The organism is Acidovorax cavernicola, from assembly GCF_003581445.1.
In genome coordinates this window covers 24,610-51,334 of record NZ_QXMN01000015.1, presented here as the reverse complement: position 1 = coordinate 51,334, position 26,725 = coordinate 24,610, and the positions used below count along the sequence as shown (strand labels likewise).

At 66.0% G+C, this 26,725-nt stretch carries 27 protein-coding genes and 1 tRNA gene; 13 read left to right on the top strand and 15 right to left on the bottom strand.

Features of this window, described 5'->3' with window-relative positions; all coding sequences use genetic code 11:
• From D3H34_RS14110 to D3H34_RS14085, 6 genes are all read left to right on the top strand, one after another.
• The gene (locus D3H34_RS14110) at positions 1–468 is read left to right on the top strand and encodes a Zn-ribbon domain-containing OB-fold protein (protein ID WP_119554137.1); all 468 of its coding nucleotides are present in this window, start codon (positions 1–3) and stop codon (positions 466–468) included.
• 52 nt (positions 469–520) lie between these two features.
• The gene (locus tag D3H34_RS14105) at positions 521–2,194 is read left to right on the top strand and encodes an AMP-binding protein (RefSeq protein WP_119554136.1); all 1,674 of its coding nucleotides are present in this window, start codon (positions 521–523) and stop codon (positions 2,192–2,194) included.
• Between the two features lie 146 nt (positions 2,195–2,340).
• The gene (locus D3H34_RS14100; RefSeq protein ID WP_119554135.1) at positions 2,341–3,897 is read left to right on the top strand and encodes a class I adenylate-forming enzyme family protein; all 1,557 of its coding nucleotides are present in this window, start codon (positions 2,341–2,343) and stop codon (positions 3,895–3,897) included.
• 21 nt (positions 3,898–3,918) lie between these two features.
• Positions 3,919–5,115, top strand: a complete 1,197-nt coding sequence (locus D3H34_RS14095) for a thiolase C-terminal domain-containing protein (RefSeq protein WP_119554134.1) — start codon at positions 3,919–3,921, stop codon at positions 5,113–5,115.
• Positions 5,116–5,138: 23 nt separating this feature from the next.
• The gene (locus D3H34_RS14090; RefSeq protein WP_119554133.1) at positions 5,139–5,918 is read left to right on the top strand and encodes an enoyl-CoA hydratase/isomerase family protein; all 780 of its coding nucleotides are present in this window, start codon (positions 5,139–5,141) and stop codon (positions 5,916–5,918) included.
• 25 nt (positions 5,919–5,943) lie between these two features.
• Positions 5,944–6,759 (top strand): SDR family oxidoreductase, encoded by an 816-nt coding sequence (locus D3H34_RS14085; protein ID WP_119554132.1) that lies wholly within the window; start codon positions 5,944–5,946, stop codon positions 6,757–6,759.
• Between the two features lie 132 nt (positions 6,760–6,891).
• Here D3H34_RS14085 and D3H34_RS14080 read toward each other — a convergent pair.
• The 11 genes from D3H34_RS14080 to D3H34_RS14030 form a co-directional block, all read right to left on the bottom strand.
• Positions 6,892–6,968: transfer RNA gene (locus D3H34_RS14080), tRNA-Pro, on the bottom strand.
• A 20-nt stretch (positions 6,969–6,988) separates the two neighbouring features.
• A complete protein-coding gene (locus D3H34_RS14075; protein ID WP_119554131.1) occupies positions 6,989–7,453 on the bottom strand; it encodes a MerR family transcriptional regulator in 465 nt (154 codons plus the stop codon).
• Between the two features lie 64 nt (positions 7,454–7,517).
• Positions 7,518–7,892 (bottom strand): integration host factor subunit alpha, encoded by a 375-nt coding sequence (locus D3H34_RS14070; protein WP_119554193.1) that lies wholly within the window; start codon positions 7,890–7,892, stop codon positions 7,518–7,520.
• Positions 7,893–7,894: 2 nt separating this feature from the next.
• Positions 7,895–10,336: a phenylalanine--tRNA ligase subunit beta gene (gene pheT / locus D3H34_RS14065; RefSeq protein ID WP_119554130.1), complete on the bottom strand. Its 2,442-nt coding sequence runs from the start codon at positions 10,334–10,336 to the stop codon at positions 7,895–7,897.
• A gap of 45 nt (positions 10,337–10,381) precedes the next feature.
• Positions 10,382–11,458, bottom strand: coding sequence for a phenylalanine--tRNA ligase subunit alpha (gene pheS, locus D3H34_RS14060; protein ID WP_119554129.1), 1,077 nt, complete (start codon positions 11,456–11,458; stop codon positions 10,382–10,384).
• A gap of 112 nt (positions 11,459–11,570) precedes the next feature.
• Positions 11,571–11,930, bottom strand: coding sequence for a 50S ribosomal protein L20 (gene rplT / locus D3H34_RS14055; protein ID WP_012747009.1), 360 nt, complete (start codon positions 11,928–11,930; stop codon positions 11,571–11,573).
• 24 nt (positions 11,931–11,954) lie between these two features.
• On the bottom strand, positions 11,955–12,158 hold the full coding sequence (gene rpmI / locus D3H34_RS14050) for a 50S ribosomal protein L35 (RefSeq protein ID WP_007832497.1): 204 nt from the start codon (positions 12,156–12,158) through the stop codon (positions 11,955–11,957).
• A 157-nt stretch (positions 12,159–12,315) separates the two neighbouring features.
• On the bottom strand, positions 12,316–12,936 hold the full coding sequence (gene infC, locus D3H34_RS14045) for a translation initiation factor IF-3 (RefSeq protein ID WP_119554128.1): 621 nt from the start codon (positions 12,934–12,936) through the stop codon (positions 12,316–12,318).
• A 101-nt stretch (positions 12,937–13,037) separates the two neighbouring features.
• A complete protein-coding gene (gene thrS / locus D3H34_RS14040; RefSeq protein ID WP_119554127.1) occupies positions 13,038–14,945 on the bottom strand; it encodes a threonine--tRNA ligase in 1,908 nt (635 codons plus the stop codon).
• 217 nt (positions 14,946–15,162) lie between these two features.
• Positions 15,163–15,957, bottom strand: coding sequence for a thioesterase family protein (locus D3H34_RS14035; protein ID WP_167481195.1), 795 nt, complete (start codon positions 15,955–15,957; stop codon positions 15,163–15,165).
• Positions 15,958–15,974: 17 nt separating this feature from the next.
• Entirely contained in the window at positions 15,975–16,289 is a 315-nt protein-coding gene (locus D3H34_RS14030; RefSeq protein ID WP_119554125.1) for a putative quinol monooxygenase, read from the bottom strand.
• A gap of 118 nt (positions 16,290–16,407) precedes the next feature.
• Between D3H34_RS14030 and D3H34_RS14025 the strand changes: the two genes are divergently transcribed.
• The gene (locus tag D3H34_RS14025; RefSeq protein ID WP_119554124.1) at positions 16,408–17,373 is read left to right on the top strand and encodes a GlxA family transcriptional regulator; all 966 of its coding nucleotides are present in this window, start codon (positions 16,408–16,410) and stop codon (positions 17,371–17,373) included.
• Between the two features lie 99 nt (positions 17,374–17,472).
• On the opposite strand, the gene aceA is transcribed toward D3H34_RS14025, so the two are convergent.
• Complete coding sequence (gene aceA, locus D3H34_RS14020) at positions 17,473–18,804, bottom strand: isocitrate lyase (protein WP_119554123.1); 1,332 nt, start codon at positions 18,802–18,804, stop codon at positions 17,473–17,475.
• A 205-nt stretch (positions 18,805–19,009) separates the two neighbouring features.
• The gene (locus tag D3H34_RS14015; protein WP_119554192.1) at positions 19,010–19,432 is read right to left on the bottom strand and encodes a gamma-glutamylcyclotransferase family protein; all 423 of its coding nucleotides are present in this window, start codon (positions 19,430–19,432) and stop codon (positions 19,010–19,012) included.
• Positions 19,433–19,467: 35 nt separating this feature from the next.
• Here D3H34_RS14015 and D3H34_RS14010 point away from each other — a divergent pair, with 35 nt between their 5' ends.
• Both D3H34_RS14010 and D3H34_RS14005 read left to right on the top strand, forming a co-directional pair.
• The gene (locus D3H34_RS14010; protein WP_119554122.1) at positions 19,468–20,397 is read left to right on the top strand and encodes a DMT family transporter; all 930 of its coding nucleotides are present in this window, start codon (positions 19,468–19,470) and stop codon (positions 20,395–20,397) included.
• 155 nt (positions 20,398–20,552) lie between these two features.
• On the top strand, positions 20,553–20,996 hold the full coding sequence (locus tag D3H34_RS14005) for an SWIB/MDM2 domain-containing protein (RefSeq protein ID WP_062473465.1): 444 nt from the start codon (positions 20,553–20,555) through the stop codon (positions 20,994–20,996).
• A gap of 40 nt (positions 20,997–21,036) precedes the next feature.
• On the opposite strand, the gene D3H34_RS14000 is transcribed toward D3H34_RS14005, so the two are convergent.
• Entirely contained in the window at positions 21,037–21,816 is a 780-nt protein-coding gene (locus D3H34_RS14000) for an AraC family transcriptional regulator (RefSeq protein WP_119554121.1), read from the bottom strand.
• 103 nt (positions 21,817–21,919) lie between these two features.
• On the opposite strand from D3H34_RS14000, the gene D3H34_RS13995 reads away from it, so the two are divergent.
• Complete coding sequence (locus D3H34_RS13995) at positions 21,920–22,213, top strand: hypothetical protein (RefSeq protein ID WP_119554120.1); 294 nt, start codon at positions 21,920–21,922, stop codon at positions 22,211–22,213.
• Here D3H34_RS13995 and D3H34_RS13990 read toward each other — a convergent pair.
• The gene (locus D3H34_RS13990; RefSeq protein WP_119554119.1) at positions 22,179–23,903 is read right to left on the bottom strand and encodes a thiamine pyrophosphate-binding protein; all 1,725 of its coding nucleotides are present in this window, start codon (positions 23,901–23,903) and stop codon (positions 22,179–22,181) included. The genes D3H34_RS13995 and D3H34_RS13990 overlap by 35 nt on opposite strands.
• Before the next feature lie 95 nt (positions 23,904–23,998).
• Between D3H34_RS13990 and D3H34_RS13985 the strand changes: the two genes are divergently transcribed.
• From D3H34_RS13985 to D3H34_RS13975, 3 genes are all read left to right on the top strand, one after another.
• Positions 23,999–24,655: a TetR/AcrR family transcriptional regulator gene (locus D3H34_RS13985; protein WP_119554118.1), complete on the top strand. Its 657-nt coding sequence runs from the start codon at positions 23,999–24,001 to the stop codon at positions 24,653–24,655.
• A gap of 211 nt (positions 24,656–24,866) precedes the next feature.
• The gene (locus D3H34_RS13980; RefSeq protein WP_119554117.1) at positions 24,867–25,850 is read left to right on the top strand and encodes a tripartite tricarboxylate transporter substrate binding protein; all 984 of its coding nucleotides are present in this window, start codon (positions 24,867–24,869) and stop codon (positions 25,848–25,850) included.
• 34 nt (positions 25,851–25,884) lie between these two features.
• Positions 25,885–26,658 carry an ABC transporter permease gene (locus D3H34_RS13975; protein WP_119554116.1) on the top strand — a complete coding sequence of 258 codons (774 nt, stop codon included), beginning with the start codon at positions 25,885–25,887 and terminating at the stop codon, positions 26,656–26,658.
• Positions 26,659–26,725: the final 67 nt, after the last annotated feature.

Below are 26,725 nucleotides of genomic sequence, written 5' to 3'. Positions count from 1 at the left end.
ATGTACCCCGCCGAACTCGAAAACGCCCCGCCGATGGTTCTGCACCAGCCGGTGCTGTACGCGGACATCAACTACGACGTGGGCCGCACCAATGGCCGCTTCTTCGCCGCGCTGCGCGACCACAGAAAGATCACCGGCACCCGCTGCACGGCCTGCGAGCGCACCTACCTGCCGCCGCGCATGAGCTGTCACGAGTGCTTCGCGGAACTGACCGAGTGGGTCGACCTGGCCGATACCGGCACGCTCACGGCGTTCACCGTGGTGCGCGAGACCGGCATGCTCCAGCAGATGCCGGTGCCCTATGTGGTCGGCCTCATCCAGCTCGACGGCGCCGACACCGCGCTGGTGCACTACATCGGCGAGGTCGATCTCGACGCGGTGAAGGCCGGCATGCGCGTGCGCGCCGTGCTGGCGCCCGAGCGGACCGGCCACATCGGCGACATCCGGTACTTCACGCCGGTCGCCTGAAAAAAGAGGGGCAAGAAGCCACCTGGAAATTCACAATAAACGGAGACACGACATGCCGCACATCCACGCCCCCCTCGACCCCATCGCCTCCCTGCAGCGCAACGTGCGGGAGCGCGGCGACCAGCGCTACCTGACCCAGCCCCTGGGCGACGGGCAGGCGCGCCACTTCACCTGGGCGCAAGCCTCCGACGAGGCGCGGCGCATGGCCGCGCACCTCACGTCCTTCGGCTGGGAGCCGGGTTCGCGGGTCGCGATCCTGTCGAAGAACTGCGCCTGGTGGTTCCTGGCCGACTTCGCGATCATGCTGGCCGGGCATGTCTCGGTGCCGATCTACCCCTCGCTCACCGGGGCGTCGGTGCGCCACATCCTCGAGCATTCGGGCGCCCGGGCGCTGTTCCTGGGCAAGCTCGACTCCGACGACTGGGGCGCGATGCGCGTCGGCATCCCCGAAGGACTGCCGGTGGTGCGCTTTCCGCTGTGCGCGAGCGGCGAACTGCCCCAGCAGCCCGTGGCCGACTGGGACGCACTGATCGCCCGCACCGCGCCGCTGACCGGCGAGCGCGCGCGCGGCGGCGACGAACTCGCCACCATCGTCTACACCTCCGGCACCACCGGCGTACCCAAGGGCGTGATGCACAGCTTCGGCACGCTCGGCGCGTCGCTGGGCATCCTGATGGACGACTACGGCTTCGGCCCGCAGGACCGCATGCTGTCCTACCTGCCGCTGGCGCACAGCGCCGACCGCATGTTCTCCGAGATGATCTCGCTGGTGAGCGGCTGCAGCGTGACCTTCAACGAAAGCGTCGAGACCTTCGTCGCCGACCTGCAGGCCACGCAGCCCACCTTCTTCATCTCGGTGCCACGGCTGTGGGGCAAGTTCCGCCAGGCGGTGGCGGCGCGCATTCCGCCGCCCCAGCTCGCCGCGATGCTGGCCGATCCCGAGAAGGGGCCGGCCGTGCGCCGCCAGGTGCTGACCCAGCTGGGCCTGGCCGAGACCCGTTATGCGCTCTCGGGCGCGGCGCCGCTGTCGCAGGAACTGCACCAGTGGTACCTGGACCTCGGCCTGGAACTGCTCGAGATCTACGGCATGACGGAGAACATGGGCACGCATGCCAGCCGCCCCGGCAAGGGGCGCGTGGGCTACGTGGGCCAGCCGCGCCCGGGCGCCGAAGTGCGGCGCACCGACGAGGGCGAAATCCTGGTCCGCTTCCCCGGCAACATGCGCGGCTACTTCAACGACCCGCAGCGCACCGCCGAAGTCATGACCGACGACGGCTACCTGCGTACCGGCGATGTCGGCGACATCGATGCCGACGGCTACCTGAAGCTCACCGGCCGCGCCAAGGAGACCTTCAAGACCAGCAAGGGCAAGTACGTGGCGCCCGCGCCCATCGAGAACGTGCTGTGCGGCCATCCGCAGGTCGAGGCCTGCTGCGTGACGGGCGTCGGATTTCCGCAGCCCTTCGCCGTCGTGCTGCTGGCGGCGGATGCCGTGCGCAGTCCCGAGCTCGTGCAATCGCTCGACGCGCTGCGGCAGAGCATCAACGCCACGCTCGACCCGCACGAGCGGCTCGACTTCCTGGTCGTCTCCGCACAACCCTGGACGGTCGAGAACGGGCTCATGACGCCCACGCTCAAGCTGCGCCGTAGCGTGCTCGAAGCCCGCTACGCCCCGCATTTCGAGCGCTGGGCAGGACAGGGCGAGCCCGTCGTCTGGGCTGAGTGAGCGGGCTGCGCGCAGACCTGCGCGCACCCTCGTGTCCCCTCTGTTCGGGGGGCGAAAGAAAGCGCGCGCGCCGGCAGACTTCCATTCACTGAGCCGTTCACCGAGCCACTCACCGAGACAAGCCAGAAGCCCACAGGAGACACGCCATGGCCATCATTGATTTCTTCGACCGCGGATGGGGGATCGATCCGCAAGCGCCCGCCTACGTGATGGACGACGAGTCCTACAGCTTCGACGACATCGGAACGCTCTCGTGTCGCATCGCGAATGCCTTGCTGGCGGCGGGCATGGGGCGCGAGAAGGTGGGGGCCGTCTGGGCCGCCAACCACCCGGTGCCGTGGACCTGCACGCTGGGCCTGTGGCGCGCCGGCATGGCGTGGATGCCCGTCAATCCGCGCGGCGCGGCCGAGGAGAACCAGCAGCTGCTCGAAGGCTTCGACTGCGAGGTGCTGTTCTTCCAGCAGGCCTTCGCACCGGCCGTCGACGCGTTGCGCGAGAAGCTGCCGAAGATCAAGCTGTTCGTCTGCATCGAAGGTCCCGTGCCGGGCGCAGTCGGGCTCACCGAATGGATCGAAGGCCAGCCGGCGAACAAGCCGCAGGTGGCCTACCAGCCCGACGACACCGTCGCCGTGATGCCCACCGGCGGCACCACGGGCCTGCCCAAGGGCGTGATGAACACGCACCGCAGCTTCCAGGCCTTCTGCGCCCAGTTCATGATCGCCTGCAGCTACCGGGCCGACGAGAAGTGCGTGAACCTTGCCGCCGCTCCGATGACCCACACGGCGGGCGTGCTGTCGCTACCCTGCACGGCGCGCGGCGGCACGGTGGTGGTGCTCACCAAGCCCGACCCCGCCGCCTTGCTCGATGCCATCGAGAAGCATCGCGTGACCGAGTTCTTCCTGCCGCCCACGGTCATCTACCGCCTGCTGGACATGCCGGGCATCGAGACGCGCGATTTCTCCTCGCTGAAATACTTCCTGTGCGGCGCCGCGCCGATGTCGGCCGAGAAGCTGCGCCGCGCCATCGCGGTGTTCGGCCCCGTGATGATGGAGGCCTACGGCCAGACCGAGGCGCCCGGCGCCATCGCGATCAAGCGGCCGGAAGAGAACTTCGTCGACGGGCGGCTCGCCGGCGACGCGCGCCTGCTGTCCTGCGGCCGCGCGAGCCCGCTGACCCGCGTGGCGATCATGAACGAGCACAACGTGCCGCTCGGCGCCGGCGAGACCGGCGAGATCTGCGTGCATGGCGACCTCGTCATGAAGGGTTACTACAAGGCGCCCGAGAAGACCGCCGAGACCATCGTCGACGGCTGGCTGCACACCGGCGACGTGGGGCACATCGACAGCGACGGCTACCTGCGCATCACCGACCGCAAGAAGGACATGGTGATCAGCGGCGGCTTCAACGTCTACCCGAGCGAGGTCGAGCAGGTGATCTGGACCCACCCCGCGGTGCAGGACTGCGCTGTCATCGGCGTGCCCGATGCCGAGTGGGGCGAAACCGTGAAGGCGGTGGTCGAGCTGACGCCCGGCGCGCAGGTCTCGGGCGAGGAACTGATCGCGCTGTGCAAGCAGAAGCTGGGCGGCGTGAAGGCGCCCAAGTCGGTGGACTTCATCGCCTCGCTGCCGCGCAGTGCGAACGGCAAGGTCCTGAAGAAGGACCTGCGCGCGCGCTACTGGACGGCGCAGGGCCGCAACATCTGAACAGGCGACAGGACAGATCCCATGACCCAGCAAACCCTGATCGCCGGCGTCGGCATGGTGCCCTTCGTGCGCCCCGGCCGCAGCGAGGCCTACGACGTGATGGCGGAAAAGGCAGTGCGCGCCGCGCTGGCCGATGCCGGCCTCGACTACGCACTGGTGGAGCAGGCCTTCGCCAGCTTCGTCTACGGCGACTCGTGCTCGGGCGAGCGCGCGCTCTACCGCGTCGGCATCACCGGCATCCCGATCACCAACGTCAACAACAACTGCGCCTCGGGATCGTCGGCACTGTTCCTGGCGCGGCAGGCGGTGCTGTCGGGCGTCTCGGAATGCGCGCTGGCGGTCGGCTTCGAGGAGATGCGGCCCGGCGCGCTGGACCGCATCTTCCCCACGCACGCGGACCCACTGGAACACCACCGCGCCAGCGTCATCGCCGCGATGGGCCTGAGCGAGGAAGAGCAGGCGCTTCCTCCCGCACTGCTGATGTTCGGCTCCCAGCTCGAATGGGCGGCGCGCGAACTCGAACTGAGCGACGAGGTGTTTGCGCGTGTCGCCGTCAAGGCGCGCACGCACGCCAGACACAACCCCTTCGCGATCTTCCGCGACCCGCTGACGGTCGACGAGGTGCTGGCCGCGCCCACCGTCTGGGGCCGTCTGCGCAAGCTGTACGCCTGTGCGCCGAGCTGCGGCGCTGCCGCTGTGATCGTGTGCAGCCCCGAATTCGCGCGGCGCCATGGCCTGCGCACCGACGTGGCGATCCTGGCGCACGAGATGGGCAGCGACATCGCCTCCGACCTCACGCCGCCCAACGTGCCCGATGCATTGAGCCGGGCCGCCACGCAGCGTGTGGCACAGCGTGCCTATGCGCGTGCCGGCGTCGATCCGATGGACATCGACGTGGCGGAGCTGCACGACTGCTTCGTCAGCAACGAACTGCTGAGCTATGCGGCACTCGGCTTCTGTGCCGAGGAGGAACTGACCGGCTTCGTGCGTGAAGGGCGCAACACCTATGGCGGCCAGGTGGTCGTGTGCCCCTCGGGCGGGCTGCTCTCCAAGGGCCATCCGCTGGGCGCGACGGGGCTCGCGCAGATCACCGAGCTCACCACGCAACTGCGCGGCCAGGCCGGCGTGCGGCAGGTCGAAGGTGCGCGCCTGGCGTTGCAGCACAACGGCGGGCTGGGCACGGCGGTGTCGGTGGCGATCCTGCAGCGACGCGATTGAACCGAATAAGGAAAGACAAAAGAATGACCGCACCCGTACTGATCGAACGCGACGGCCACGTGGCCGCCATCGTCCTGAACCGGCCCGAGCAATCCAATGCCATGGACCCCGAGGCATCGAAGGCGCTGATCGACTGCATCGACGAAGTGGCAGCCGACACCGCAGTGCGAGCCGTGCTGCTGCGCGCGAACGGCAAGCACTTCTGCGCCGGCGGCAGCATCGCCTTCTTCGACCAGGCTGGCGCCGAGCTGCCCCGGATGCTCGAACAATTCATCGGCCCGCTCCATGCGGCCATCCACAAGCTGGCCACGCTGCCGGTGCCGGTGGTCAGCGCCGTCAACGGTCCGGTGGGCGGCGGTGGCATCGGCCTCGCGCTGTGTGCGGACATCGTGCTCGCGGCCGGCTCGATGAAGCTGCGCGGCGGCTACTCGGCCATCGGCCTCACGCCGGATGCGGGCGCCTCGTGGCTGCTGGCGCGCCGCGCTGGCGCCGCGCGTGCCAAGCAGATCTTCTTCACGAATGCACCGCTGTCGGCGCAGCAGTGCCTGGCCTTCGCCATCGTGGACGAGGTCGTCGCGGACGAGGAACTGGCCGCGCGCGCGGCGAGCCTGGCGCGGACCCTGGCGCAAGGCGCGACCGGGGCCCTGGCGCACATCAAGCGGCTGGTCGACGGTGCGCATGAGCGATCGCTGGGCGCGCAACTCGACATGGAGCACCGGCTCATGGTCGATGCAGCTGCGGCCACTCATGCGGCCGAAGGCATCGCCGCCTTCCGCGAAAAGCGCGCGCCCCGCTTCGTGTGAGACCCGCAAGAAGAAAGAACCGTTCATGCAATTGAATCTCGACTTCAACGGCCGCCACGTCTTCGTGTTCGGCGGCACCACCGGCATCAACTTCGGCATCGCGCAGGCGTTCGCGCGGCAAGGCGCCGCCGTGACGGTGGCGAGCCGCAAGCAGGAGAACGTCGACAACGCATGCACGCAGCTCGCGGGCATCGGCGGCGGCAAGGTGCACGGCGTGTGCGCCGACGTGCGCGACTTCGATGCCGTGGGCCGCGCGTTCGCCGGGGCGGTCGAACGCTTCGGACCGATCGACGTGCTCATCTCGGGCGCGGCAGGGAATTTCCTGTGCGAGGCCAAGGACATGTCGTCGAACGGTTTCCGTACGGTGGTCGACATCGACCTGGTCGGCACCTTCCACGTGCTGCGCCAGGCGCATGCGCACTTGAGAAAACCCGGCGCCGCCGTGATCAACATCACCGCGCCGCAATCCTTCATCCCCATGCGCTACCAGGCGCACGCCTGCGCAGCCAAGGCCGGTGTGGACCAGCTGACGCGGGTGCTGGCGCTGGAGTGGGGGAGCGAAGGCATTCGCATCAACTCGATATCGCCCGGCCCCATCGAAGGCACGGAGGGCTTCAGGAAGCTGATGGCGCCGACACCGGAAGACCACGCCACGGCGCTGGGACATGTGCCGCTGCAGCGCTTCGGCTCGCTGGACGATATTGCCAACCTGGCGCTCTTCCTGGGGTCGCCGTACGCGGGGTACATCTCAGGCGCACTGGTCCCATGCGACGGAGGCGGTGCCTTGGAGAGCGTCAAGCCCGCACTCGAGGCGGCGGGCCATGCAGGACTGAGGCCTTGAACCCCCATCTGTACCCCCGATTTGTGCTGGCTGTCACTGGATTTCAGTGTACGGTTTTGGACATCCAGCGCCCAGCTCTCCAATGAAAAAGGGCGTCCGGTAGATGAAACCGGACGCCCTTGGACGTTTTGTTGGTCGGTGTGAAAGGATTCGAACCTTCGACCCCTTGCACCCCATGCAAGTGCGCTACCAGGCTGCGCCACACACCGAAGCTCTCGATTATAGCGGGCTAAATTCCATGTCCGACGGTCAACAGCTCACGAATTTCAAAGAGTTCGCGGCGAAGGTGCAACAACTGCGACAGATCGACGGTTTGCACGCCTGCAGTGGACTCGGGTTCGTCCTGCACGGCGGCGTCGAACTCCTCTTGTCCGATCTCGATGGCCTCCAGGCCTTCGAGCGGCACCTCGCCTGCCTTGCGGCGGTCACGCTCGCCCTGCGTGAGTTCCTGCAGCTTGTTGCGCGCACCGCTGATGGTGAAACCCTGGTCGTAGAGCAGGTCGCGGATGCGACGGATCATCAGCACCTCGTGGTGCTGGTAGTAGCGACGGTTGCCGCGCCGCTTCATCGGGCGCAGCTGCGTGAACTCCTGCTCCCAGTAGCGCAGCACGTGCGGCTTCACGCCGCAGAGCTCGCCGACCTCACCGATGGTGAAGTAGCGTTTGACGGGAATCGGCGGGAGCGTTTTCTCCATTGAAATCAAGACTGTGCGCGGGAAACCTCATAGATTACTCTACGCGGCCGCACAGCACCAAGCACTATTCCGCGCCCAGGCTCCACTCGACTTCGGAAGTGCCGTCCTGCGACCCGACGCTGCCCTGGATCTGCTCCTTGAGCTTGGCACTCGCATGAAAGGTGGCCACGCGGCGCTCGCCGATCGGAATGGCTTCGCCGGTGCGCGGGTTGCGCCCGGGGCGCGGCGCCTTCACGCGGATCTGGAAGTTGCCAAAGCCCGAGATCTTCACGTCCGTGCCCTCGATGAGGCTGTCGGACACGAGTTCGAAGAACGCCTCGACCATGTCCTTGGACTCACGCTTGTTCAGGCCGATCTGCTCGAACAGCAGGTCGGCCAGATGCGCCTTGGTGAGCGCCGGCGTTTCGAGGGCTTCGAGCGTGAATTCGGCGGCGTTCATCTTCATCCTCTCAAGCGGCCGCCCAACGCGGCGCCCAGTTGTTCGACGATTGCACGGACCGCAGGCTCGACCTGTTCGTCCGTCAGCGTGGCGGTGTCGCTCTGGAAGGTCAGGCGCACGGCCATGCTCTTCTCGCCCTGTGCCAGCGCGCCCGACGCGACCACGGCGCCTTCGCGCACAGGTTGCGGGCGGTAGATATCGAACAGCGTCGCGTCGCGCAGCAGACCCGATGCGGATGCGCCCGCGCGGATGGCCTGCATCAGCGCATCGTGCGACACCGCTTCGGCCACGACCACCGCGATGTCGCGCTCGACGGCCTGGTGCTTGGGCACCGGCTGTGCCACGGGCACGGGCCGTGCAGTGACAGCGTCGAGGTCGAGTTCGAACAGCACAGGCGCCTGCGTGAAATCCCACTTCTGGCGCCAGCGCGGATGCAGTTCACCGATGAAGCCAATGGCTTGGCCGTCCAGCAGCACGCGGGCCGAACGGCCGGGGTGCAGCGCCGGATGCTCGGCCACTTCGAAGGTCGGCACGCGAGGTGCGAGCAGCGCCTCGACATCGCCCTTCACGTCGTAGAAGTCGACGCGCTGCGGCTTGCCATCCCAGCGCGACGCCTCGGCATCGCCCCAGGCGAGGCCCGCCACGCGCATGGGCTGGTTCACGCCCCGCACGGTGCTGTCGGTGGTGACAACGCTGTCGTCGCGCAGGAACACGCGGCCCAGCTCGAACACACGCACGCGCGGCGCCTTGCGGTCGAGGTTGAACTTGAGCACCTGCAGCAGCGAACCGAGCAGCGACGAGCGCATCACGCTCATCTGGCTGGCGATGGGGTTCAGCAGCTTGACCGGGTTGGCGTTGCCCGCCAGGTCTTGCTCCCAGTGCGCCTCGACGAAGCTGAAGTTGATGGTTTCCTGATAGCCCAGCGCCGCGACGCTGCGACGCACGGCGAAGCGGCTGCGTTGCGCCTCGGGCCGAACACGGGCTGTGATGGGCGCGAGCGGCGCGGTCGTCGGCAGGTTGTTGAAGCCAATCAGGCGCGCCACTTCTTCGATCAGGTCTTCTTCGATCAGCAGGTCGAAGCGGTGCGGCGGCGGCGTGACGGTCAACGTGCCTTCGCCTTCCACGAGGGCAAAACCGAGCCGCTTGAGCGCATCGGCGCATTGCGCCTGGGTCAGCGGCATGCCGATGACGCGCGCGGCGCGGGCCACGCGCAGCGTGACGGGCGCGGCCTCGGGCAGGCGCAGCGTCTGGTCGTCCATCTTGCCGGCCTCGCCGCCGCAGATCTCGACGATCAGCTGCGTGATGCGCTCGATGATCTGCACCGTGCGGCTCGGATCGACACCACGCTCGTAGCGATGACCGGCGTCGGTAGAGAAGTTGAAGCGACGCGAACGGCCTTGCACGGCCTCGGGCCACCAGAACGCGGCCTCGACGTAGATGTTGCGCGTGTCGTCCGACACCGAGGTGGCGTCGCCGCCCATGATGCCGGCGAGCGATTCGACTTCGCGGTCGTCGGCAATCACGCCGACCTTCTCGTCGACGGTGATCGTCGTGCCGTTGAGCAGCTTGAGCTGTTCGCCCGCCTTGCCCCATCGCACCGTGAGGCCGCCGTGGATCTTGTCGAGGTCGAAGATGTGGCTGGGCTGGCCGTACTCGAACATCACGTAGTTCGAGATGTCGACCAGCGGCGTTACGCTGCGCTGGCCGCAGCGTGCAAGGCGCTCGATCATCCAGGCCGGCGTGGCGACCTTGGTGTTCACGCCGCGCACGATGCGCCCGGAGAAACGGCCGCACAGGTCGGGCGCCTCGACCTTGACCGGCAGCACGTCGGAGAACGACGTGGCCACGGACGCAATGGCCGGCGTCTTCAGCGGTGCGCCGGTGAGCGCGGCGAGTTCGCGCGCGACACCGTACACGCTGAGGCCGTGCGCCAAGTTGGGCGTGAGCTTGAGGGTGAGCAGCGCGTCGTCGAGCTTGAGCACATCGCGCACGTCGGCGCCGATGGGCGCGTCGGCGTCGAGTTCGAGCAGGCCGCCGTGGTCTTCACTGAGCTTGAGTTCGCGCGCCGAGCACAGCATGCCCTGGCTCTCGATACCACGCAGCTTGCCGAGCTTGATGAGGAAGGGCTTGCCGTCTTCACCCGGCGGCAGTTCGGCGCCGACGAGCGCGCATGGCACCTTGATGCCGACGCGCGCATTGGGCGCGCCGCACACGATGTTGAGCAAGGCGCCCTGCCCCGCATCGACCTGGCACACGCGCAGGCGATCGGCGTTCGGGTGCTGCACGGCTTCCTTGATTTCGCCGACCACGATGCGCGTGAAAGGCGGCGCCACCGGTCGGCGCTCTTCAACCTCGAAGCCGCCCATGGTGAGCGTTTCGGCCAGTGCGGCGCTGTCGAGGGGCGGGTTGCAGAACTCGCGCAGCCAGGATTCCGGGAATTGCATCTCTTCGATCTCGATCTGGTTTTTCTATCTGTGGAAAGGACGTGCTTACTGGAACTGCGAAAGAAAGCGCAGGTCGCCGTCGAAGAAGAGGCGCAGGTCGTTCACACCGTAACGCAGCATGGTGAGCCGGTCGGGGCCCATGCCGAAAGCGAAGCCGATGTAGCGCTCGGGGTCGAGCCCCATGTTGCGCACCACGTTCGGGTGCACCTGGCCAGAACCCGCCACTTCGAGCCAACGGCCGGCCAGCGGGCCGCTCGCGAACTGGATGTCGATCTCGGCGCTGGGCTCGGTGAACGGGAAGAAGCTCGGGCGGAAGCGCAGCACGAGGTCGTCGCGCTCGAAGAAGGTGCGGCAGAAATCGGTGAAGACGACCTTCAGGTCCTTGAAGCTGACGTTCTCGCCGAGCCACAGGCCTTCGCACTGGTGGAACATGGGCGAGTGGGTGGCGTCGCTGTCGACACGGTAGGTACGGCCCGGTGCGATCACGCGAATCTCGGGCGCCTTCACCGTGCCGGTGGTGTCGGCCGCGGCGGCGGTGAACTCGGCGGCGTACTTCTTGATGTGCTGGTGTGCGTAGCGCACCTGCATCGGGCTGGTGTGCGGACGCAGGTTGTAGGGAATGCCGTCGTCGCCCTTGAGGTCGACGTAGAAGGTGTCCTGCATCGAACGCGCAGGATGGTTCGGCGGGTTGTTGAGCGAGGTGAAGCTGTGCCAGTCGCTCTCGATCTCGGGGCCGTCGGCCACATCGAAACCCATGCTCGAGAAGATCTCTTCGATGCGCTCCAGCGTGCGGCTCACGGGGTGCAGTCCGCCGCCGGCGCGGCGACGGCCAGGCAGGCTCACGTCGAGTGCTTCAGCGCGCAGTTGCAGCGAGAGTTCTTCGTCGGCGAGTTGCTGGCGGCGATCGGTCAGCGCGGCCTCGATGGCCTGCTTGCCGACGTTGATCGCGGCGCCGCGGGACTTCTTCTCTTCGACACTCAGCGCGGCCATGCCCTTCATCAGCTCGGTGATGCGGCCCGACTTGCCGAGGAACTGCGCCTTGGCGTTCTCGAGTTCGGCGGGCGTCTTCGCTTCGGCGAAAGCGGCGCGTGCGGTGTCGACCAGGGAGTCCAACTCGTTCATAGCAACAAAAATCTTCGAGGGGAAATAAAAAAGAGCTGGAGCCTTTTCAAGCGCCAGCCCTTGAGCCGTGGGCGCAAGAAGCCGTCCGGAGACGGCGACCTGCTGTGCAAAATCAAGCAGCCAGCTTGGCCTTGACTTGCTCCACGATGCCGGCAAAAGCGGCCTTGTCGTGCACGGCGATGTCCGCAAGCATCTTGCGGTCGATCTCGATACCCGCCTTGCGGATGCCATTGGCGAACTGGCTGTAGGTCAGGCCCAGTTCACGCGAGGCGGCGTTGATACGCGCAATCCACAGCTGACGGAACACGCGCTTCTTGGTACGGCGGTCACGGTAGGCGTATTGGCCGGCCTTCATCACCGCCTGTTTGGCGATGCGGAAGACATTGCCGCGGCGACCGCGGAAACCCTTGGCGAGTGCGAGAACTTTCTTGTGGCGGGCGCGAGCCGTTACACCACGTTTGACGCGAGGCATGTGTGTACTCCTTGTTCGTCTGAGTTAAATGCCACGACCGGGCAGCATGGCGGCGACCGAAACCATGTTGGTCTCGTGCACTGCGACTGCACCACGCAGGTGACGCTTGTTCTTGGTGGTCTTCTTCGTCAAGATGTGACGCTTGAAGGCTTGACCGCGCTTGACGGTGCCACCGGGACGAACGCGGAAACGTTTTTTCGCGCTGCTCTTGGTCTTCATTTTGGGCATGTGAATGCTCCTTTAGTTTGTGCTCGTGAGGCGCCGCGGATACTCCACGGACTTGTTGGCCCCGAGACACTTCTTTATCTCGCCCCCGCCTGCACTTCTTTCGAAATGCGGGCCGGGGCGAAATCGCTTCAAAACCCGTCTACCTACTGCAAACGCCTCAGGCGGTTGCCGTGGGCGCCGCTGCCGGCGCGGCATCTGCTGCCGGCTTCGGAGCCCCGCCAGCCTTCTTGCGGCCCGGCGCGATCATCATGATCATCTGGCGGCCTTCCAGCTTCGGGAACTGCTCGACCATGATCAGGTCACCCAGTTCGTCGCGAATGCGCTGCAGCAACGCCAGACCCAGCTCCTGGTGCGTGATCTCGCGGCCACGGAAGCGCAGCGTGATCTTGCATTTGTCGCCATCCTCAAGAAAGCGCTTGATGTTGCGCATCTTGATGTTGTAGTCGCCATCGTCGGTACCGGGCCGGAACTTGATTTCCTTGACCTCGATGACCTTCTGCTTCGACTTCGCCTCGGCCGCCTTCTTCTGCTCGTGGTACTTGAACTTGCCGTACTCGATCAGGCGGCAGACTGGCGGGTTGGCCGCGGCCACGACTTCCACCAGGTCCACGTCCTGCTCACCGGCAAGGCGCAAGGCCTCGGCAAGACTCACAACACCCAAGGGCTCGTTCTCAGGGCCGATCAGGCGGACTTCCGGGGCCATGATTTCCCGGTTCAGGCGGTGTTGGCGTTCCTCGCGGTGGCGGCGGTCGCGGAATGCAGTAGCGATGGTCAGAATCCTTCAAAATTTGCTACAAAATCTGTAGCGATCGCCGCTCAGTCCTCGCGGACAAGCGGCACGATTTGGCAGGAAACATATGGGGGTGTTCCGAAGACAAATCAACGCTTGTCGGCAACGTCCTGAACGAGCCGTTGCGTGAACGATTCGAGGGACATTGCACCGAGGTCTTGATTGCCCCGGGCGCGCACTGCGACGGCACCTGCTTCCTTTTCCTTGTCACCCACGACGAGGATGTAAGGGAGCTTTTGCAACGAATGCTTCCGTATTTTATACGTAATCTTTTCGTTGTGCAGGTCGAGCTGGACTCTAAGCCCTTGATTTTGCAGCGTTTTCGCAACTTGCGCAGCGTAATCGGCCTGTCCTTCGCTGATATTGAGCACCGCCACCTGCACCGGAGCGAGCCACGCGGGCATGGCGCCGGAGTGGTGTTCGATGAGCATGCCGATGAAGCGCTCAAGGCTGCCGACGATGGCGCGGTGCAGCATCACCGGGTGGGCGCGGCCGCTCGATTCCGTAACGTACTCGCCGCCCAGACGCTCGGCCGTGTTGAAGTCGACCTGCATCGTGCCGCACTGCCAATGACGGCCGATGGCGTCTCGCAACGTGTACTCGATCTTCGGGCCGTAGAAGGCGCCATCGCCGGGCGAGATGACGAAATCGACGCCCGAGCGGCGCAGCGACTCCATCACCGCATGCTCGGCCTTGTCCCACAGCTCGTCGGAGCCCACGCGGTTCTCGGGCCGCGTCGCAACCTTGTAGAGGATGTCCGTGAAGCCGAAGTCGGCATAGACCTTCTGCAGCTGCGCCGTATAGGCGATGCACTCGTCGAGGATCTGGTCTTCCGTGCAGAAGATGTGGCCATCGTCCTGCGTGAAGCCGCGCACGCGCATGATGCCGTGCAGCGCGCCGCTCGGTTCGTTGCGGTGGCATTGGCCGAACTCGCCGTAACGCAGCGGCAGATCGCGGTAGCTGCGCAGGTCGCTTTTGAAGATCAGCACATGGCCCGGGCAGTTCATCGGCTTGAGCGCGTACTCGCGCTTCTCCGACTCCGTCGTGAACATGTTGTCGCGGTAGTTCTGCCAGTGGCCCGTCTTCTCCCACAGGCTCTTGTCGAGGATCTGCGGACCCTTCACTTCCCAATAGCCCGTGTCGCGGTAGATGCCGCGCATGTATTGCTCGACCTGCTGCCAGACCGCCCAGCCCTTGGGGTGCCAGAACACCACGCCCGGCGCCACTTCGTCGATGTGGAACAGGTCGAGTTCCTTGCCGAGCTTGCGGTGGTCGCGCTTCTCGGCTTCCTCGATGCGCTGGATGTACTGGTCGAGCTGCTTCTTGTCCGCCCAGGCCGTGCCGTAGATGCGCTGCAGCTGTTCGTTCTTGGCATCGCCGCGCCAGTAGGCGCCGGCCAGCTTCGTGAGCTTGAAGACCTTCAGGAAGCGCGTGTTCGGCACGTGCGGGCCGCGGCACATGTCGACGTATTCCTGGTGGTAGTACAGGCCCATGGCCTGCTCGTCGGGCATGTCCTCGACGAGACGCAGCTTGTAGTCCTCGCCGCGCGACTTGAAGACCTCGATGACCTCGGCGCGCGGCGTCATCTTCTTGATCACGTCGTAGTCCTGCGCGATCAGCTCGCGCATGCGCGCCTCGATGGCGGCCATGTCCTCGGGCGTGAAGGGGCGCTCGAACGAGATGTCGTAGTAGAAGCCTTCGTCGATCACGGGCCCGATCACCATCTTGGCCGTCGGGTACAGCTGCTTCACTGCGTGGCCGACCAGGTGGGCCGTCGAGTGACGGATGATCTCCAGGCCCTCGTCGTCCTTGGGCGTGATGATCTGGAGCTTCGCGTCGCGGTCGATGATGTCGCTGGCATCGACGAGCCTGCCGTCGATCTTGCCGGCCACCGTCATCTTGGCGAGGCCGGGGCCGATGGACTGGGCCACCTGGGCCACCGAAACCGGGCCGGGAAACTCGCGGCGGGAGTTGTCGGGGAGCGTGATCTGGATCATGTGAAAACCTCGGGGAGAAAAACAAAAAAGCGCGGTGGATGCCGCGCTTTGCTTGGTTGGTGAGCTGGAAAAACCAGCGAGCGCGGGGCTACCGGCCCTTTCCTTCAAAGAAGAAAAAGCCGCTGAATCCTTGCGGGGTAGTTCGCGGTGTCATAACCAAGGTGCCTTTCTCGCTCTTGTTGAGTGCAGAGGGCGCCGATTCTAGCCGCTCCATGCTTCAGCCGCGCGCCTCGAAGAGAAGACTTGAGGCGCACTGGCCGATCGCGCCGTCGCGGTCGTGCAACTGCCCCACGGCGTAGCCAATGCCCAGGTCACCGGGCAGCGTGACCGCGTCGAGCAGCATCCAGTCGCCTCGCGGCGCGCGCCGCAGGTTGATCGTGAGGTCCGCGTTGACGAAACCCAGCTTCGACGGATGCGCCCACTGCGAGATGCCCGCCACCAGGTCCGCCGCCGAAGCCACCTGCGCCAGCGGCGACGCGAGCTCGGCATCCACCAGCGGGCGCCCCAGGCGCAACCACGCGGCCGCAGGCCCGGGTTCGAGAATCTGCCCGCGCGCCATGCGCACATCGACGCCCGCAAAGAAGGGACTCATCCGCGACGCCGCCGCCGGAACGGGCGTACCCGCTTCCGGTGGCGGAAAGCGCGGAGCCTCCATCGTTTGCGCGGCCGGAAGCGCAGGCATCGGCCCCCGACGCAGCAGCAACGCGGTGCACCGCAGGACGGGCTTGCCGTCCTGGACCATCTCGATCGCCACCGTGCGGGCCTTGGCGCCATCACGCACCATCGTGAAATCGAGGGTGATCGCCGATCGCTGAGCGGGCCGCCAGAAGTCGAAGCTCAGGCGCGCGACCTCGCGATCACGGCTCGCCGCATGGGCTTCCAGCGCCCGCACGAGCAGCGCGGCCGTCGCGCTGCCCTGCAGGGCATCGGCAGACCACGGACCGACTGCGGCCACAGTGGGCATGAAACGCTCGCCGTCGCTGACGAACACCGGCTCGCTGGAAACTGTCACGGACTGCTCCTTCGCCATCACGCCGCGGCTGCCGCCACGTTCTTCAGCCCCAGCACCTCGATCGGTTCGATCGAAGGTGGCGCCGCGAACAGCTCGGGCGCCTGGGCCATCAGGGCCTGCGCGATGGGACCGCTCAGGTGCGCCTGGCGCCCCGCTTCGTCTTCGAACGCGTCGAACACGCCAAAGGTCGTGGGCGACAGCCGCAGCGCAAACCAGATCGGCGTGGTCTTTTCCTCGCGCGCCATCGCCAGACCTGCTTCGAGGAATTGCTGGACGGCGGCTTCCTTGCCGGGCTTGGCCTCGAGACGTGCAAACAGTGCGAACTTGACCATGGGGAATCTCCTGGAGTGAAAGACGACGCGCGGGATTGCGCAGCGCTGGCATGGACTCTAGGCACACCGCGCCCTGTGAGCCATTGGCGCTTTTGACATCTTTGGTATCTTTATTGCCATGAAACTCGATGTCCTGGCCCTTGATGGCGTGTTCGACTCCGGCCTGTCCACGGTGCTGGATGTCTTCAGCACCGCCAATGAACTCACCGCCATGCTGCAGCTCGATGTCGCGCCTTTCGAGGTCGCGGTCGTCGGGGCCCGCAAGCGCGTACGAACGGCACAAGGTTTCACCGTTCCCGTGACCCGAACGCTCTCCGCAGGCGGCGCCGCCGACTGGATGGTGGTACCCGCCATCGGCTGCAAGATGCCCGAGACGCTGGAGCCCGCGCTGCGCCGTCCCGACGTGCGCGATGCCTGCGCTGCCCTGAACGCGCGCGCAGGCGAAGGCGGCTGCATCGCGGCCGCCTGCATCGGCACCTTCGTCCTCGCCGAAGCCGGCGTGCTCGCGGGCCACAAGGCGACCACGACGTGGTGGCTGGCCACCCTCTTCCGCCAGCGCTACCCGCAAGTGCTGCTCGAAGACTCACGCATGCTCGTCAATTCAGGCCACCTGGTCACGGCCGGCGCGGCCTTGAGCCATGTGGACATGGCGCTGTGGCTCGTGCGGCAGGTGAGCCCCGAGCTGGCCACGCTGGTCGCGCGCTACCTCATCGTGGATTCGAGGCCGTCGCAATCGGCCTATGTGATCTCCGACCACCTCTCGCACACCGACCCGCTGGTCGAACGCTTCGAGCGCTGGGCCCGGGGCCGCCTTGCCGACGGCTTCTCGCTCGACGAGGCCGCGAAAGCAGCCGGCACCAGCAAGCGGACGCTGGCCCGTCGCATGCAGCAGGTGCTCGGCAAGAGTCCGCTGTCGTACGTACAGGACCTGCGCATCGAACGCGCCGTGCACCTGCTGCGCACCAGCGATCGAAGCCTGGAGCAGATCGCGGGCATGGTCGGCTACGCGGACGGCGTGACGCTGCGCACGCTGCTGCGCCAGCGCCTGGGGCGCGGCGTGCGCGAGGTGCGGCTCGAAGCCTGACCCCCATCAGAAAAACAAGCACCCAAGAAAAAGCCCGGCGCGAGGCCGGGCTTGTGGCGACGGCGCCATGGCCGTCGCGCTCTCACGATCCGTGGCGGATCAGTGGAATTGCTCTTCTTCGGTCGAACCGGTCAGCGCCTTGACGCTGGACGAGCCGCCCTGGATCACGGTGGTCACGTCGTCGAAGTAGCCGGCGCCGACTTCCTGCTGGTGCGACACGAAGGTGTAGCCCTTGTCGCGTGCGGCGAACTCGGGTTCCTGGACCATGTTCACGTAGTGCTTCATGCCTTCGCCACGGGCGTAGGCGTGGGCGAACTGGAAGGTGTTGAACCAGTTGACGTGGATGCCGGCCAGCGTGATGAACTGGTACTTGTAGCCCAGCTCCGACAGATCTTCCTGGAACGAGGCGATCTGCTTGTCGTCCAGGTTCTTCTTCCAGTTGAACGAAGGCGAGCAGTTGTACGACAGCAGCTTGCCGGGGCAAGCGGCGTGCACGGCTTGCGCGAATTCACGAGCGAAGCCGATGTCCGGCACGCCGGTTTCGCACCACACCAGGTCAGCGTACGGGGCGTAGGCGACGCCACGGCTGATGGCCTGCTCCAGGCCGTTCTTGACGCGGTAGAAGCCTTCTTGCGTGCGCTCGCCGGTCAGGAAGGGCTTGTCGTTGGCGTCGTGGTCGGACGTGATCAGGTTCGCGGCTTCCGCATCGGTGCGGGCCAGGACGATGGTCGAGACGCCCATGACGTCAGCGGCGAAGCGTGCCGAGATCAGCTTCTCGCAGGCTTCCTGCGTCGGCACGAGCACCTTGCCGCCCATGTGGCCGCACTTCTTCACAGCGGCCAGCTGGTCTTCGAAGTGCACGCCGGCAGCGCCCGACGCGATCATGTTCTTCATCAGTTCGAAGGCGTTCAGCACGCCGCCGAAACCGGCTTCAGCGTCCGCGACGATCGGCAGGAAGTAGTCGATGAACTCCTTGTCGCCCGGGTTGATGCCGCGGCCCCACTGGATTTCGTCGGCGCGCTTGAAGGTGTTGTTGATGCGACGGACCATCGTCGGCACCGAATCGTAGGCGTACAGCGACTGGTCGGGGTACATCGTTTCGGAGGTGTTGCCGTCGGCGGCGACTTGCCAGCCCGACAGGTACACGGCTTCCAGGCCGGCCTTGGCCTGCTGCATGGCCTGGCCAGCGGAGATCGCGCCGAAGGCGTTCACGTAGCCCTTCTTGGCACCACCGTTGATCTTGGCCCAGAGCTTCTCGGCGCCGCGCTTGGCCAGCGTGTGCTCGATGGGGAGCGAACCGCGCAGACGAACCACGTCAGCTGCGCTGTAGCCGCGCTTCACGCCCTTCCAGCGCGGGTTGGTGGCCCAGTCCTTTTCGAGGGCAGCAATTTGCTGTTCGCGGCTCAGTTGTTCATTCAGGGTCTGGGGCATGGTCACTCCGTGAGGTTGATTGAAGGTTGGCGTTGCGGCCGTGGGGTTACTGTAATCGGATTGCGGACTCTTATGTCTTATAGAAGACATATTTTTGAATCAACAAAATCAACAACTTATGGAGATATTTCTCAATGAGAAATTATTTTTCTCATATCGAGAAAAAATATTGCGGCGCAGCAGTTCAAAATTTCGCGATACGGAATCATTCTTTCGGTTGTGAAAATCGATGTACTTTCGCTGCGATTTCCGCCGCATGCGCGATCCAGTCGCCGCTGTCGATCACGCGGCACCCCGCAATGCGCGTCGGGTGGATCTCGTAGACCAGGCAGTCGATCCAGTGCGTCCCCACCGCCACGCGCACGCTGCGCCGGATGTACTCGCCCGAATCGTCGTCGGCCACTTCTTCGAGCAGGTCGAGTTCGCGTTCGACCTCCGGCGCGATGCTGTAGACCTCGCCCGTCACGCGCCCTGCACCGCCGAGCACCACGCCCGGGTACGCGCCCAGGTCGTACAGCGTGCCCCCAATGACAGCCTCGCCGACGAAGACCGGCGCCGGCCGGTAGCGCGCGATGTCGTTGCGCCCGCCGCGCCGCAGCGTGCCGTAGACAAGAACGTGGGGCATCATCGATTCCATCCGATCAACAACCAGCGTCCAGTCTATTGAACCCCGCTGCCCCCGCCTCCGGCCGCCTCGTGGCCTACGGTTGCCTTGCCTTGAGCATGTCGCTCGTCGGCGGCTATGTCGCCTTGTCCAAGCCGCTGGTGGCGGCCTTCCCGGTGCTGCTGCTGGCCTGGCTGCGCTTCGGCATCGCAGCGCTCGCGATGCCGCACTGGCTCAAGCGCACACGGGACGAACCACCCATGAGCGCACGCACGCGCGGGCTCGTCTTCCTCGAGTCCTTCCTCGGCAACTTCCTGTTCTCGATCTGCATGCTGTTCGGCGTGAGCCTGACGAGTGCGGTGTCGGCGGGCGTGATCATGGCGTCGATCCCCGCCGTGGTCGCGGTGGCGAGCTGGCTCTTCCTGCGTGAGCGCATCACGGTGCGCATCGGCCTGGCCATCGGCTGCGCCGCACTCGGCATCGGCCTGCTCGCCTTCTCGCCGACGCATGCGCCGCCCACCACCGGCGGTGCGGTCGGCGCACCGTCGATGCCGTGGCTGGGCAACCTGCTCGTGTTCTGCGCGGTGCTCTGCGAGGCCGCCTACGCGGTGATCGGCAAGTCGCTCACCGGCAAGCTGGGTCCCAAGCGCATCGCCTCGCTCATCAACCTCTGGGGATTCGTGCTGTCGATGCCTTTCGGCATCTGGTTCGCGCTGCAGTTCGACTTCACCGCAGTGCGCTTCGGCACCTGGGCACTGCTCGTGGCCTACGCGCTGGCCGCCAGCATCTGGACCGTGTGGCTGTGGATGACCGGACTTCGCCACGTACCAGCGGCACAAGCGGGTGTCTTCACCGTGCTGCTGCCTGTCAGCGCAGCGCTTGTGGGCGTGCTCGTGCTCGGAGAAAACCTCACTTCGCCGCAGCTGCTTGCGTTCGCCATCGCCCTCGTGGGCGTGGTGCTGGCGACGTGGCCGGGGCGACGAACGTGAACTACACCCCTTCTCCCCTCTGAAAAAACAACAGCTCCCAATGAAAAAAGCGCTTTTTCCCTTGGAAACGCGTTTTTTCTCATTTAGCATCCGCATTGCCACTGGAGACGCAAGTTTTTCATTGGTGAACGTTCAACCAAAAAAGGAAATCAACCATGGCAACTGCAAAGAAGGCTCCGGCCAAGAAAGCTCCGGCAAAGAAGGCCGCTCCCGCGAAGAAGGCTGCGGCTCCTGCAAAGAAGGCCGCTCCGGCCAAGAAGGCAGCAGCACCCGCCAAGAAGGCAGCTCCCGCAAAGAAGGCTGCACCGGCGAAGAAGGCTCCTGCAAAGAAGGCCGCTCCCGCCAAGAAGCGCACCCCCAACGCTGCGTTCATGAAGGCCCTGACCCCCAGCCCGGCTCTGGCCGCTGTGGTCGGTTCGACGCCTCTGCCGCGCACCGCTGTGGTGAGCAAGCTGTGGGACTACATCAAGAAGAACAACCTGCAAGACAAGGCCAACAAGCGCAACATCAACGCCGACGCCAAGCTGAAGGAAATCTTCGGCAAGGCCCAGGTTTCGATGTTCGAACTGGCTGCACTGATCGGCAAGCACGTCAAGTAAGCATTCAGGGGCCTCGTGCCTCTGAGTCAAAAAGCCCGCTTCATGCGGGCTTTTTTTTCGCCTGCGGCAGGGCTGCGCCCTCCTCGAAGAACCGCGCTGGCGTGCAACCGAAGCGCTTGTGAAAGGCCTCGATGAAGGCGCTCACGGAGCTGTAGCCGACCGTCAGCGCTACGGCCGTCACCGACTCCCCGAGGCTCAGCAACTCGACGGCCTTGAGCAGGCGTGCCTGCTGGCGCCATTGCGCAAAGCTCCAGCCGGTCTCGGCGGCGAAGCGCCGTGTGAGCGTGCGGCGGGCCATGCCGATGCGATCAGCCCACTCGTCGATGCCGTCGGCGAGCGCAGGATCGTCCGCCAGCGCGCTCGCCATGGCCACCAGCCGCTTGTCCTGTGGCATGGGCAGGTGCAGCGACTCGTGTCCGCCGGCCACCAGCTCGTCGATCAGCACCGCCACCAGTCGCAGACGGCGGGACTCCAGCAGCGCCTCGGAGATCTCCAGTGAAGTCAGCCGCGCCACCAGCTCCCGCACGAGGGGCGTGGTGGCGAAAACATGCGGCCCCTCCGGCAGTTGCGCCGCAGCCGCAGCATCGATGTGCAGGCTCCACCCCGACGTGGCCCCGAAGCTCTGGGCGGCATGGGCGCAGCGCGGCGCGATCCAGCCGATCCATCCCGGCGGCTGGACCCACCGCCCTGCGGGCGTCTCGATGACCTGCAGGCCTTCGCGCAGCGCGAACAGCTGGCCGGTCTCGTGCGCGTGATAGCCGGTGACGCGCGGTGCGTCGTGCACGTAGCGCCAGAGCATCGCGGGCGACTCAGCCGCCATGGCTGGCCCGCGGGCGGTATCGATTGGCCCCGTGGCGCAAGCCGTGCGCGGCCCAGCGTCCTAGCATCGAACGCATCTCCACCAGGACCTCCAAGGAACCGCCATGCAAGCGCAAGACATCATTCCCGACGGACAGGACTTCACCGTCATCCGTGGCATCACCGTGCGCAAGGGCTCGGTGGGGGCCTTCCTCGCCAATGTGCGGGTGCTCGAAGACACCCACGCTCCGGCCGAAGAACGCCGCATCGCCCGCGACGATCTGCTGTCGCTCGTCCCCACGCTCGACACGCTGGGCCTGTTCGACGTGTTCGAGCTGCGCTCGCCCGCACTGCGTGACGAGGTGGCCCGCCATCGCGCGACGCTCAGCCCCGCGCCTGCTGCTTCGCCGCGCGCGTGATCGACGACAGCGTGCCGCGCGTGGTGATCACTTCGGGGTCCAGCGGGATCTCGATCAGCGTGCCCGTGTCCGCCGCCAGCGCGCGCAGCAGCGCAGCTTCGAACTGCGCCGTCTCGGTGACGCGCTCGGCCGCGTAGCCATAGGCGCGCGCCAGCCCGCAGAAGTCCGGGTTGCGCAGCGCGGTGCCGCTGGTGCGCTCGGGGTACTCGCGCTCCTGGTGCATGCGGATCGTGCCGAACATGCCATTGTTGAGCAGCACGACGATGCTCTTGCCGCCATGCTGCGAGGCCGTCGCCAGCTCCTGTCCGTTCATCAGGAAGTCGCCGTCGCCCGCGATGGTGAAAGCCACACGGCCGGTGGCAATGCTGGCCGCGATGCCGGCCGGCACGCCATAGCCCATCGCGCCGCTGGTCGGCGCCAGTTGCGTCTTGGCGCCCTTGACAAGCCCGTGGTAGCGGAAGTAGCGGTGCACCCAGCTCGCGAAGTTGCCGGCACCGTTGGTGATGGCCGCATCCGCCGGCAGGTGCTTCTGCAGCAGCGCCACCACGGCCGCCATGTCGACCGCACCGCGCGGCGTCTCGGCCGGCATGCCGGCGAGCGCCTGCGGCTCGAGCCAGGCTTCGTAGTCCGCATGCAGTTGCTGCGTCCAGTCTTCCCACGGCAGCAAAGGCGGCGCACTCAGCACTTCGAGGCTGCGTGCCGCGGCGCTCATGCCGGCATTGATCGCCAGGTCGGCCTGGTAGACGCGGTTCAGTTCCTCGGCGCTCGCATGGATGTGCACCAGCGTCTGCCTGGCCTTCGGCGCTTCGAGCAGCGCGTAGCCGCCGGTGGTCATCTCGCCCAGGCGCGGGCCGATGGCCAGGACCAGGTCGGCGTCCTTCACGTGCTGGGCGAGCTTCGGGTTGATGGCGATGCCCACATCGCCCGCGTACTGCGGGTGATGGTTGTCGAAGGTGTCCTGGAAACGGAAGGCGTTCGCGACCGGCAGGCGCCAGTTCTCGGCGAAGCGCTGCAGCGCCTGGGCCGCCTGCGGGGTCCAGCCGCCGCCGCCGGCGATCACCAGCGGGCGCTGCGACTTCAGCAGCAGCTCGCGCAGCGTGCGCAGCGCACCCGGGTCACTCCATGGCTGCACCGCTTCCACGCGCGCCAGCGGACGTGCGGCCGTCTCGGTACGCAGCATGTCTTCGGGCAGCACCAGCACGACCGGGCCCGGCCGGCCGTTCATCGCCGTGGAGAAGGCGCGCGCGATGTACTCGGGAATGCGGTTCGCGTCGTCGATGCGCTCCACGCGCTTGGCAAAACCCTTGGTGCTCGGACCGAAGAAGCTGGCGTAGTCCACTTCCTGGAAGGCCTCGCGGTCGCGGAAGTCGCTGCCGACGTCGCCGACGAACAGCACCATCGGCGTCGAATCCTGGAAGGCGTTGTGCACGCCGATCGATGCATTGGTCGCACCGGGACCGCGCGTCACGAAGCACACACCCGGCCGCCCGGTGAGCTTGCCGTGCGCCTCGGCCATGAAGGCCGCCCCACCCTCCTGCCGGTTCACCACGAAGCGTGCGCGATCACGGTAGGCATGGAAGCCGTCGAGTACCGCCAGAAAACTCTCGCCCGGCACGCCGAAGGCAACCTCCATGCCTTGTTCGACCAGGCATTCGACGATCAGGTGGCCAGCGGGTTGTGATGTACTCATGGGAAGTTCGAACCTCAGTTGCAAATGTCTCCGGCAATTATGTGTGCCTGCCTTCCACGCCTTGTCTTAATTCCCCAATTGGTTAAATTCGCGTCATGAAGGCCCTCAAGGACTCTTTGCCCGAAACGCTCGAGCCGCGCTCGCGCGACGCCGATCGCTCGCAACAGGCGATCCTCGCGTCGGCGCGCGACGAGTTCGCCGCGCGCGGGCTGGCGGGTGCGCGCATGGACAGCATCGCCGAGCGTGCAGGCCTGAACAAGCGCCTGATCTACTACTACTTCGGCAGCAAGGACGACCTGTTCCTCGCCGTGCTCGAGCGCGTGTACGCAGACATCCGCGCCGCCGAGCAGCGCCTGCACCTGGACGAGATCGAGCCCGTCGAGGCGATCCGCCAGCTGGTGTCTTTCACCTGGCACTACTACCTGGAGCACCCCGAGTTCATCACGCTGCTCAACAGCGAGAACCTGCACGGCGCGTCGCACCTGAAGCGATCCGATCGCATCCAGGAAATGAACTCCCCGCTGGTGCAATTGCTCGACACCGTGCTCGAACGTGGCCGCCGCGAGAACCTGTTCCGCTCGGGCGTGGACCCCGTGCAGCTGTACATCTCGATCGCCTCGCTCTGCTACTTCTACCTCTCGAACAACCACACGCTCTCGGCCATCTTCGGCCGCGACCTGCGTGCGCCCAAGGCGATGGCCCAGCGGCTCTCGCACATGACCGACCTGGTCCTGGGCTACGTCCTGCACTGAAGAAGGCGTGAGCAACGCCACCAGCGCCGCGCCGCCCACGCGCGGCGTGCGCCTTCGCGCCTCCTGAGCCTCCGGGCGCCCTCTTCGCACATCCGGGTATCTACCAAGCAGCGTCGGTTGACGCTGCGGCGGCGCCGTTTCTACAATTCACAATTCACTCATTGGTGAATTAATGAATCAAGAACTGCGGCACGACCGCACGGAGACAACCTTGAAGCTCTTTGCACGCGCCACCGTCGTGGCCTCGCTCACCTGCCTCACGGCGCTGCTGCCGGGCGTGGCCTCCGCGCAGAACGGCTACCCCACCAAGCCGATCCGCGTGATCGTTCCCTTCGCTGCCGGCAGCACCACGGACATCATTGCCCGCGCCATCGCCGACAAGATGAGCCTCAGCATGGGCCAGACGCTGGTCATCGACAACCGCGGCGGCGCCAGCGGCACCATCGGCCAGCAGGCGGTGGCCACGGCCGCGCCGGACGGCTACACGGTGATGATCCATTCGTCGTCGCACACGGTGAGCCCCTCCACCTTCGCCAAGCTGCCCTTCGACACGCTGCACGACTTCGCGGGCGTGACGCCGATCTCGTCGCTGCCCAACGCGCTGGTGATCTCGCCCACGAAGAACATCAAGACCCTGCCGCAGCTGCTGGCCGCCGCGCGTGCCAAGCCCGGCAGCATGAACTTCGCCTCGGCTGGCCAGGGCAGCGCCACGCACCTGAACGCCGAGAAGTTCAAGATGGCCGCGAAGATCGACGCGACCAACATCCCCTTCAAGGGATCGGGCGAAGCCGTCACCGAAGTTCTGTCGGGCCGCGTCGACTACTACTTCTCGCCGATCGCGCCCGTCATCGGCCAGATCAAGGACGGCCAGTTGCTCGCACTGGCCGTGGGCTCACCCAAGCGCGCCGCCGCTCTGCCCGACGTGCCCACGACCACCGAGGCCGGCGTGCCCGGCTCCGAGTTCAACTTCTGGATCGGCATGATGGCGCCAGCAAAAACGCCGCGCGACGTCGTCAATCGCCTGCACGACGAAGTGGTGAAGGCCCTCGCCACGCCCGAGGTGAAGGAGCGCTTCCTCAAGCTCGGCGCCGACGCCTGGACGCTCAAGCCCGAGCAGTTCGACGCCTACATCAAGGACGAGATCGCGAGCAACGCGCAGCTCGTGAAGGCCGCCGGCCTGTCGGTCCAGCCGTAGTCGACACAGAAGAAGAAGGCTCCCGGTCGTCGCCATGCTCCGCAAGCTCCTGCTTTCTCCGGCCCTGCGCCCGTTCCTCCTGATCCTGTTGCTGCTGGTGCTGTGGGACCTGGCGATCCGCCTCTTCAAGATCCCGGCGTATCTCATTCCTCCGCCGTGGGAGGTCGTGAAGCAGCTCGTGGCCGAATGGCCGCGCCTGCTGGCCGAGAGCTGGAAGACCACGCTCGCCACGCTGGGCGGTTTCGGGCTGACGATCGTCATCGGGATCCCGATCGCGATGGTCATCGCCTACTCGCGCCTTGTCGAGTCGTACGTGTACCCGCTGCTGGTGTTCTCGCAGAGCATTCCCAAGGTGGCGATCGCGCCGCTGTTCGTGGTGTGGTTCGGCTTCGGCATCTTCCCGAAGGTGATCAGCGCCTTCCTGCTGGGCTTCTTCCCGGTGGTGGTGTCGACGGTGATGGGCTTCAAGTCGGTCGAGCCCGACATGCTCGACCTGGCCCGTTCGATGGGCGCCACACGCCTGCAGACCTTCTTCAAGATCAGCCTGCCGCAGGCCCTGCCTGCGATCTTCAGCGGCCTGAAGGTGTCGGTCACGCTGGCCGTGGTGGGTGCGGTGGTCGGCGAGTTCGTCGGCTCCAACTCCGGCATCGGCTACGTGCTGCAGGTGGCGAACGGCAACTTCGACCTGCCGCTGATGTTCGCCGCGCTGGTGGTGCTGTCGAGCATCGGCGTGATCCTCTTCGTCGCCGTCGACCTGATCGAGCGCGTGATGATCCCGTGGCATGCCTCCCAACGCCATGCAGCTTGAGATGACCCCCAGTCTTCGCGCACTTCGTGTCGCTTCGCCAACCCCCTTTCAGGGGGCGATACCGGCG

Excerpts from the sequence above, each read along its gene's own strand:
- D3H34_RS13985 (WP_119554118.1), top strand. The coding sequence starts at position 23,999 with ATGAAGGCCCTCAAGGACTCTTTGCCCGAAACGCTCGAGCCGCGCTCG.
- D3H34_RS14090 (WP_119554133.1), top strand. The coding sequence starts at position 5,139 with ATGACCGCACCCGTACTGATCGAACGCGACGGCCACGTGGCCGCCATC.
- D3H34_RS14105 (WP_119554136.1), top strand. The coding sequence starts at position 521 with ATGCCGCACATCCACGCCCCCCTCGACCCCATCGCCTCCCTGCAGCGC.
- D3H34_RS14100 (WP_119554135.1), top strand. The coding sequence starts at position 2,341 with ATGGCCATCATTGATTTCTTCGACCGCGGATGGGGGATCGATCCGCAA.
- D3H34_RS13995 (WP_119554120.1), top strand. The coding sequence starts at position 21,920 with ATGCAAGCGCAAGACATCATTCCCGACGGACAGGACTTCACCGTCATC.
- D3H34_RS14070 (WP_119554193.1), bottom strand. The coding sequence starts at position 7,892 with ATGAACGCCGCCGAATTCACGCTCGAAGCCCTCGAAACGCCGGCGCTC.
- rplT (WP_012747009.1), bottom strand. The coding sequence starts at position 11,930 with ATGCCTCGCGTCAAACGTGGTGTAACGGCTCGCGCCCGCCACAAGAAA.
- D3H34_RS14000 (WP_119554121.1), bottom strand. The coding sequence starts at position 21,816 with ATGGCGGCTGAGTCGCCCGCGATGCTCTGGCGCTACGTGCACGACGCA.
- thrS (WP_119554127.1), bottom strand. The coding sequence starts at position 14,945 with ATGATCCAGATCACGCTCCCCGACAACTCCCGCCGCGAGTTTCCCGGC.
- aceA (WP_119554123.1), bottom strand. The coding sequence starts at position 18,804 with ATGCCCCAGACCCTGAATGAACAACTGAGCCGCGAACAGCAAATTGCT.
- D3H34_RS13975 (WP_119554116.1), top strand. The coding sequence starts at position 25,885 with ATGCTCCGCAAGCTCCTGCTTTCTCCGGCCCTGCGCCCGTTCCTCCTG.
- D3H34_RS14025 (WP_119554124.1), top strand. The coding sequence starts at position 16,408 with ATGAAACTCGATGTCCTGGCCCTTGATGGCGTGTTCGACTCCGGCCTG.
- D3H34_RS14085 (WP_119554132.1), top strand. The coding sequence starts at position 5,944 with ATGCAATTGAATCTCGACTTCAACGGCCGCCACGTCTTCGTGTTCGGC.
- D3H34_RS14075 (WP_119554131.1), bottom strand. The coding sequence starts at position 7,453 with ATGGAGAAAACGCTCCCGCCGATTCCCGTCAAACGCTACTTCACCATC.
- rpmI (WP_007832497.1), bottom strand. The coding sequence starts at position 12,158 with ATGCCCAAAATGAAGACCAAGAGCAGCGCGAAAAAACGTTTCCGCGTT.
- pheS (WP_119554129.1), bottom strand. The coding sequence starts at position 11,458 with ATGAACGAGTTGGACTCCCTGGTCGACACCGCACGCGCCGCTTTCGCC.
- D3H34_RS14030 (WP_119554125.1), bottom strand. The coding sequence starts at position 16,289 with ATGGTCAAGTTCGCACTGTTTGCACGTCTCGAGGCCAAGCCCGGCAAG.
- D3H34_RS14110 (WP_119554137.1), top strand. The coding sequence starts at position 1 with ATGTACCCCGCCGAACTCGAAAACGCCCCGCCGATGGTTCTGCACCAG.
- D3H34_RS13990 (WP_119554119.1), bottom strand. The coding sequence starts at position 23,903 with ATGAGTACATCACAACCCGCTGGCCACCTGATCGTCGAATGCCTGGTC.
- D3H34_RS14005 (WP_062473465.1), top strand. The coding sequence starts at position 20,553 with ATGGCAACTGCAAAGAAGGCTCCGGCCAAGAAAGCTCCGGCAAAGAAG.
- D3H34_RS14095 (WP_119554134.1), top strand. The coding sequence starts at position 3,919 with ATGACCCAGCAAACCCTGATCGCCGGCGTCGGCATGGTGCCCTTCGTG.
- pheT (WP_119554130.1), bottom strand. The coding sequence starts at position 10,336 with ATGCAATTCCCGGAATCCTGGCTGCGCGAGTTCTGCAACCCGCCCCTC.
- D3H34_RS14015 (WP_119554192.1), bottom strand. The coding sequence starts at position 19,432 with ATGATGCCCCACGTTCTTGTCTACGGCACGCTGCGGCGCGGCGGGCGC.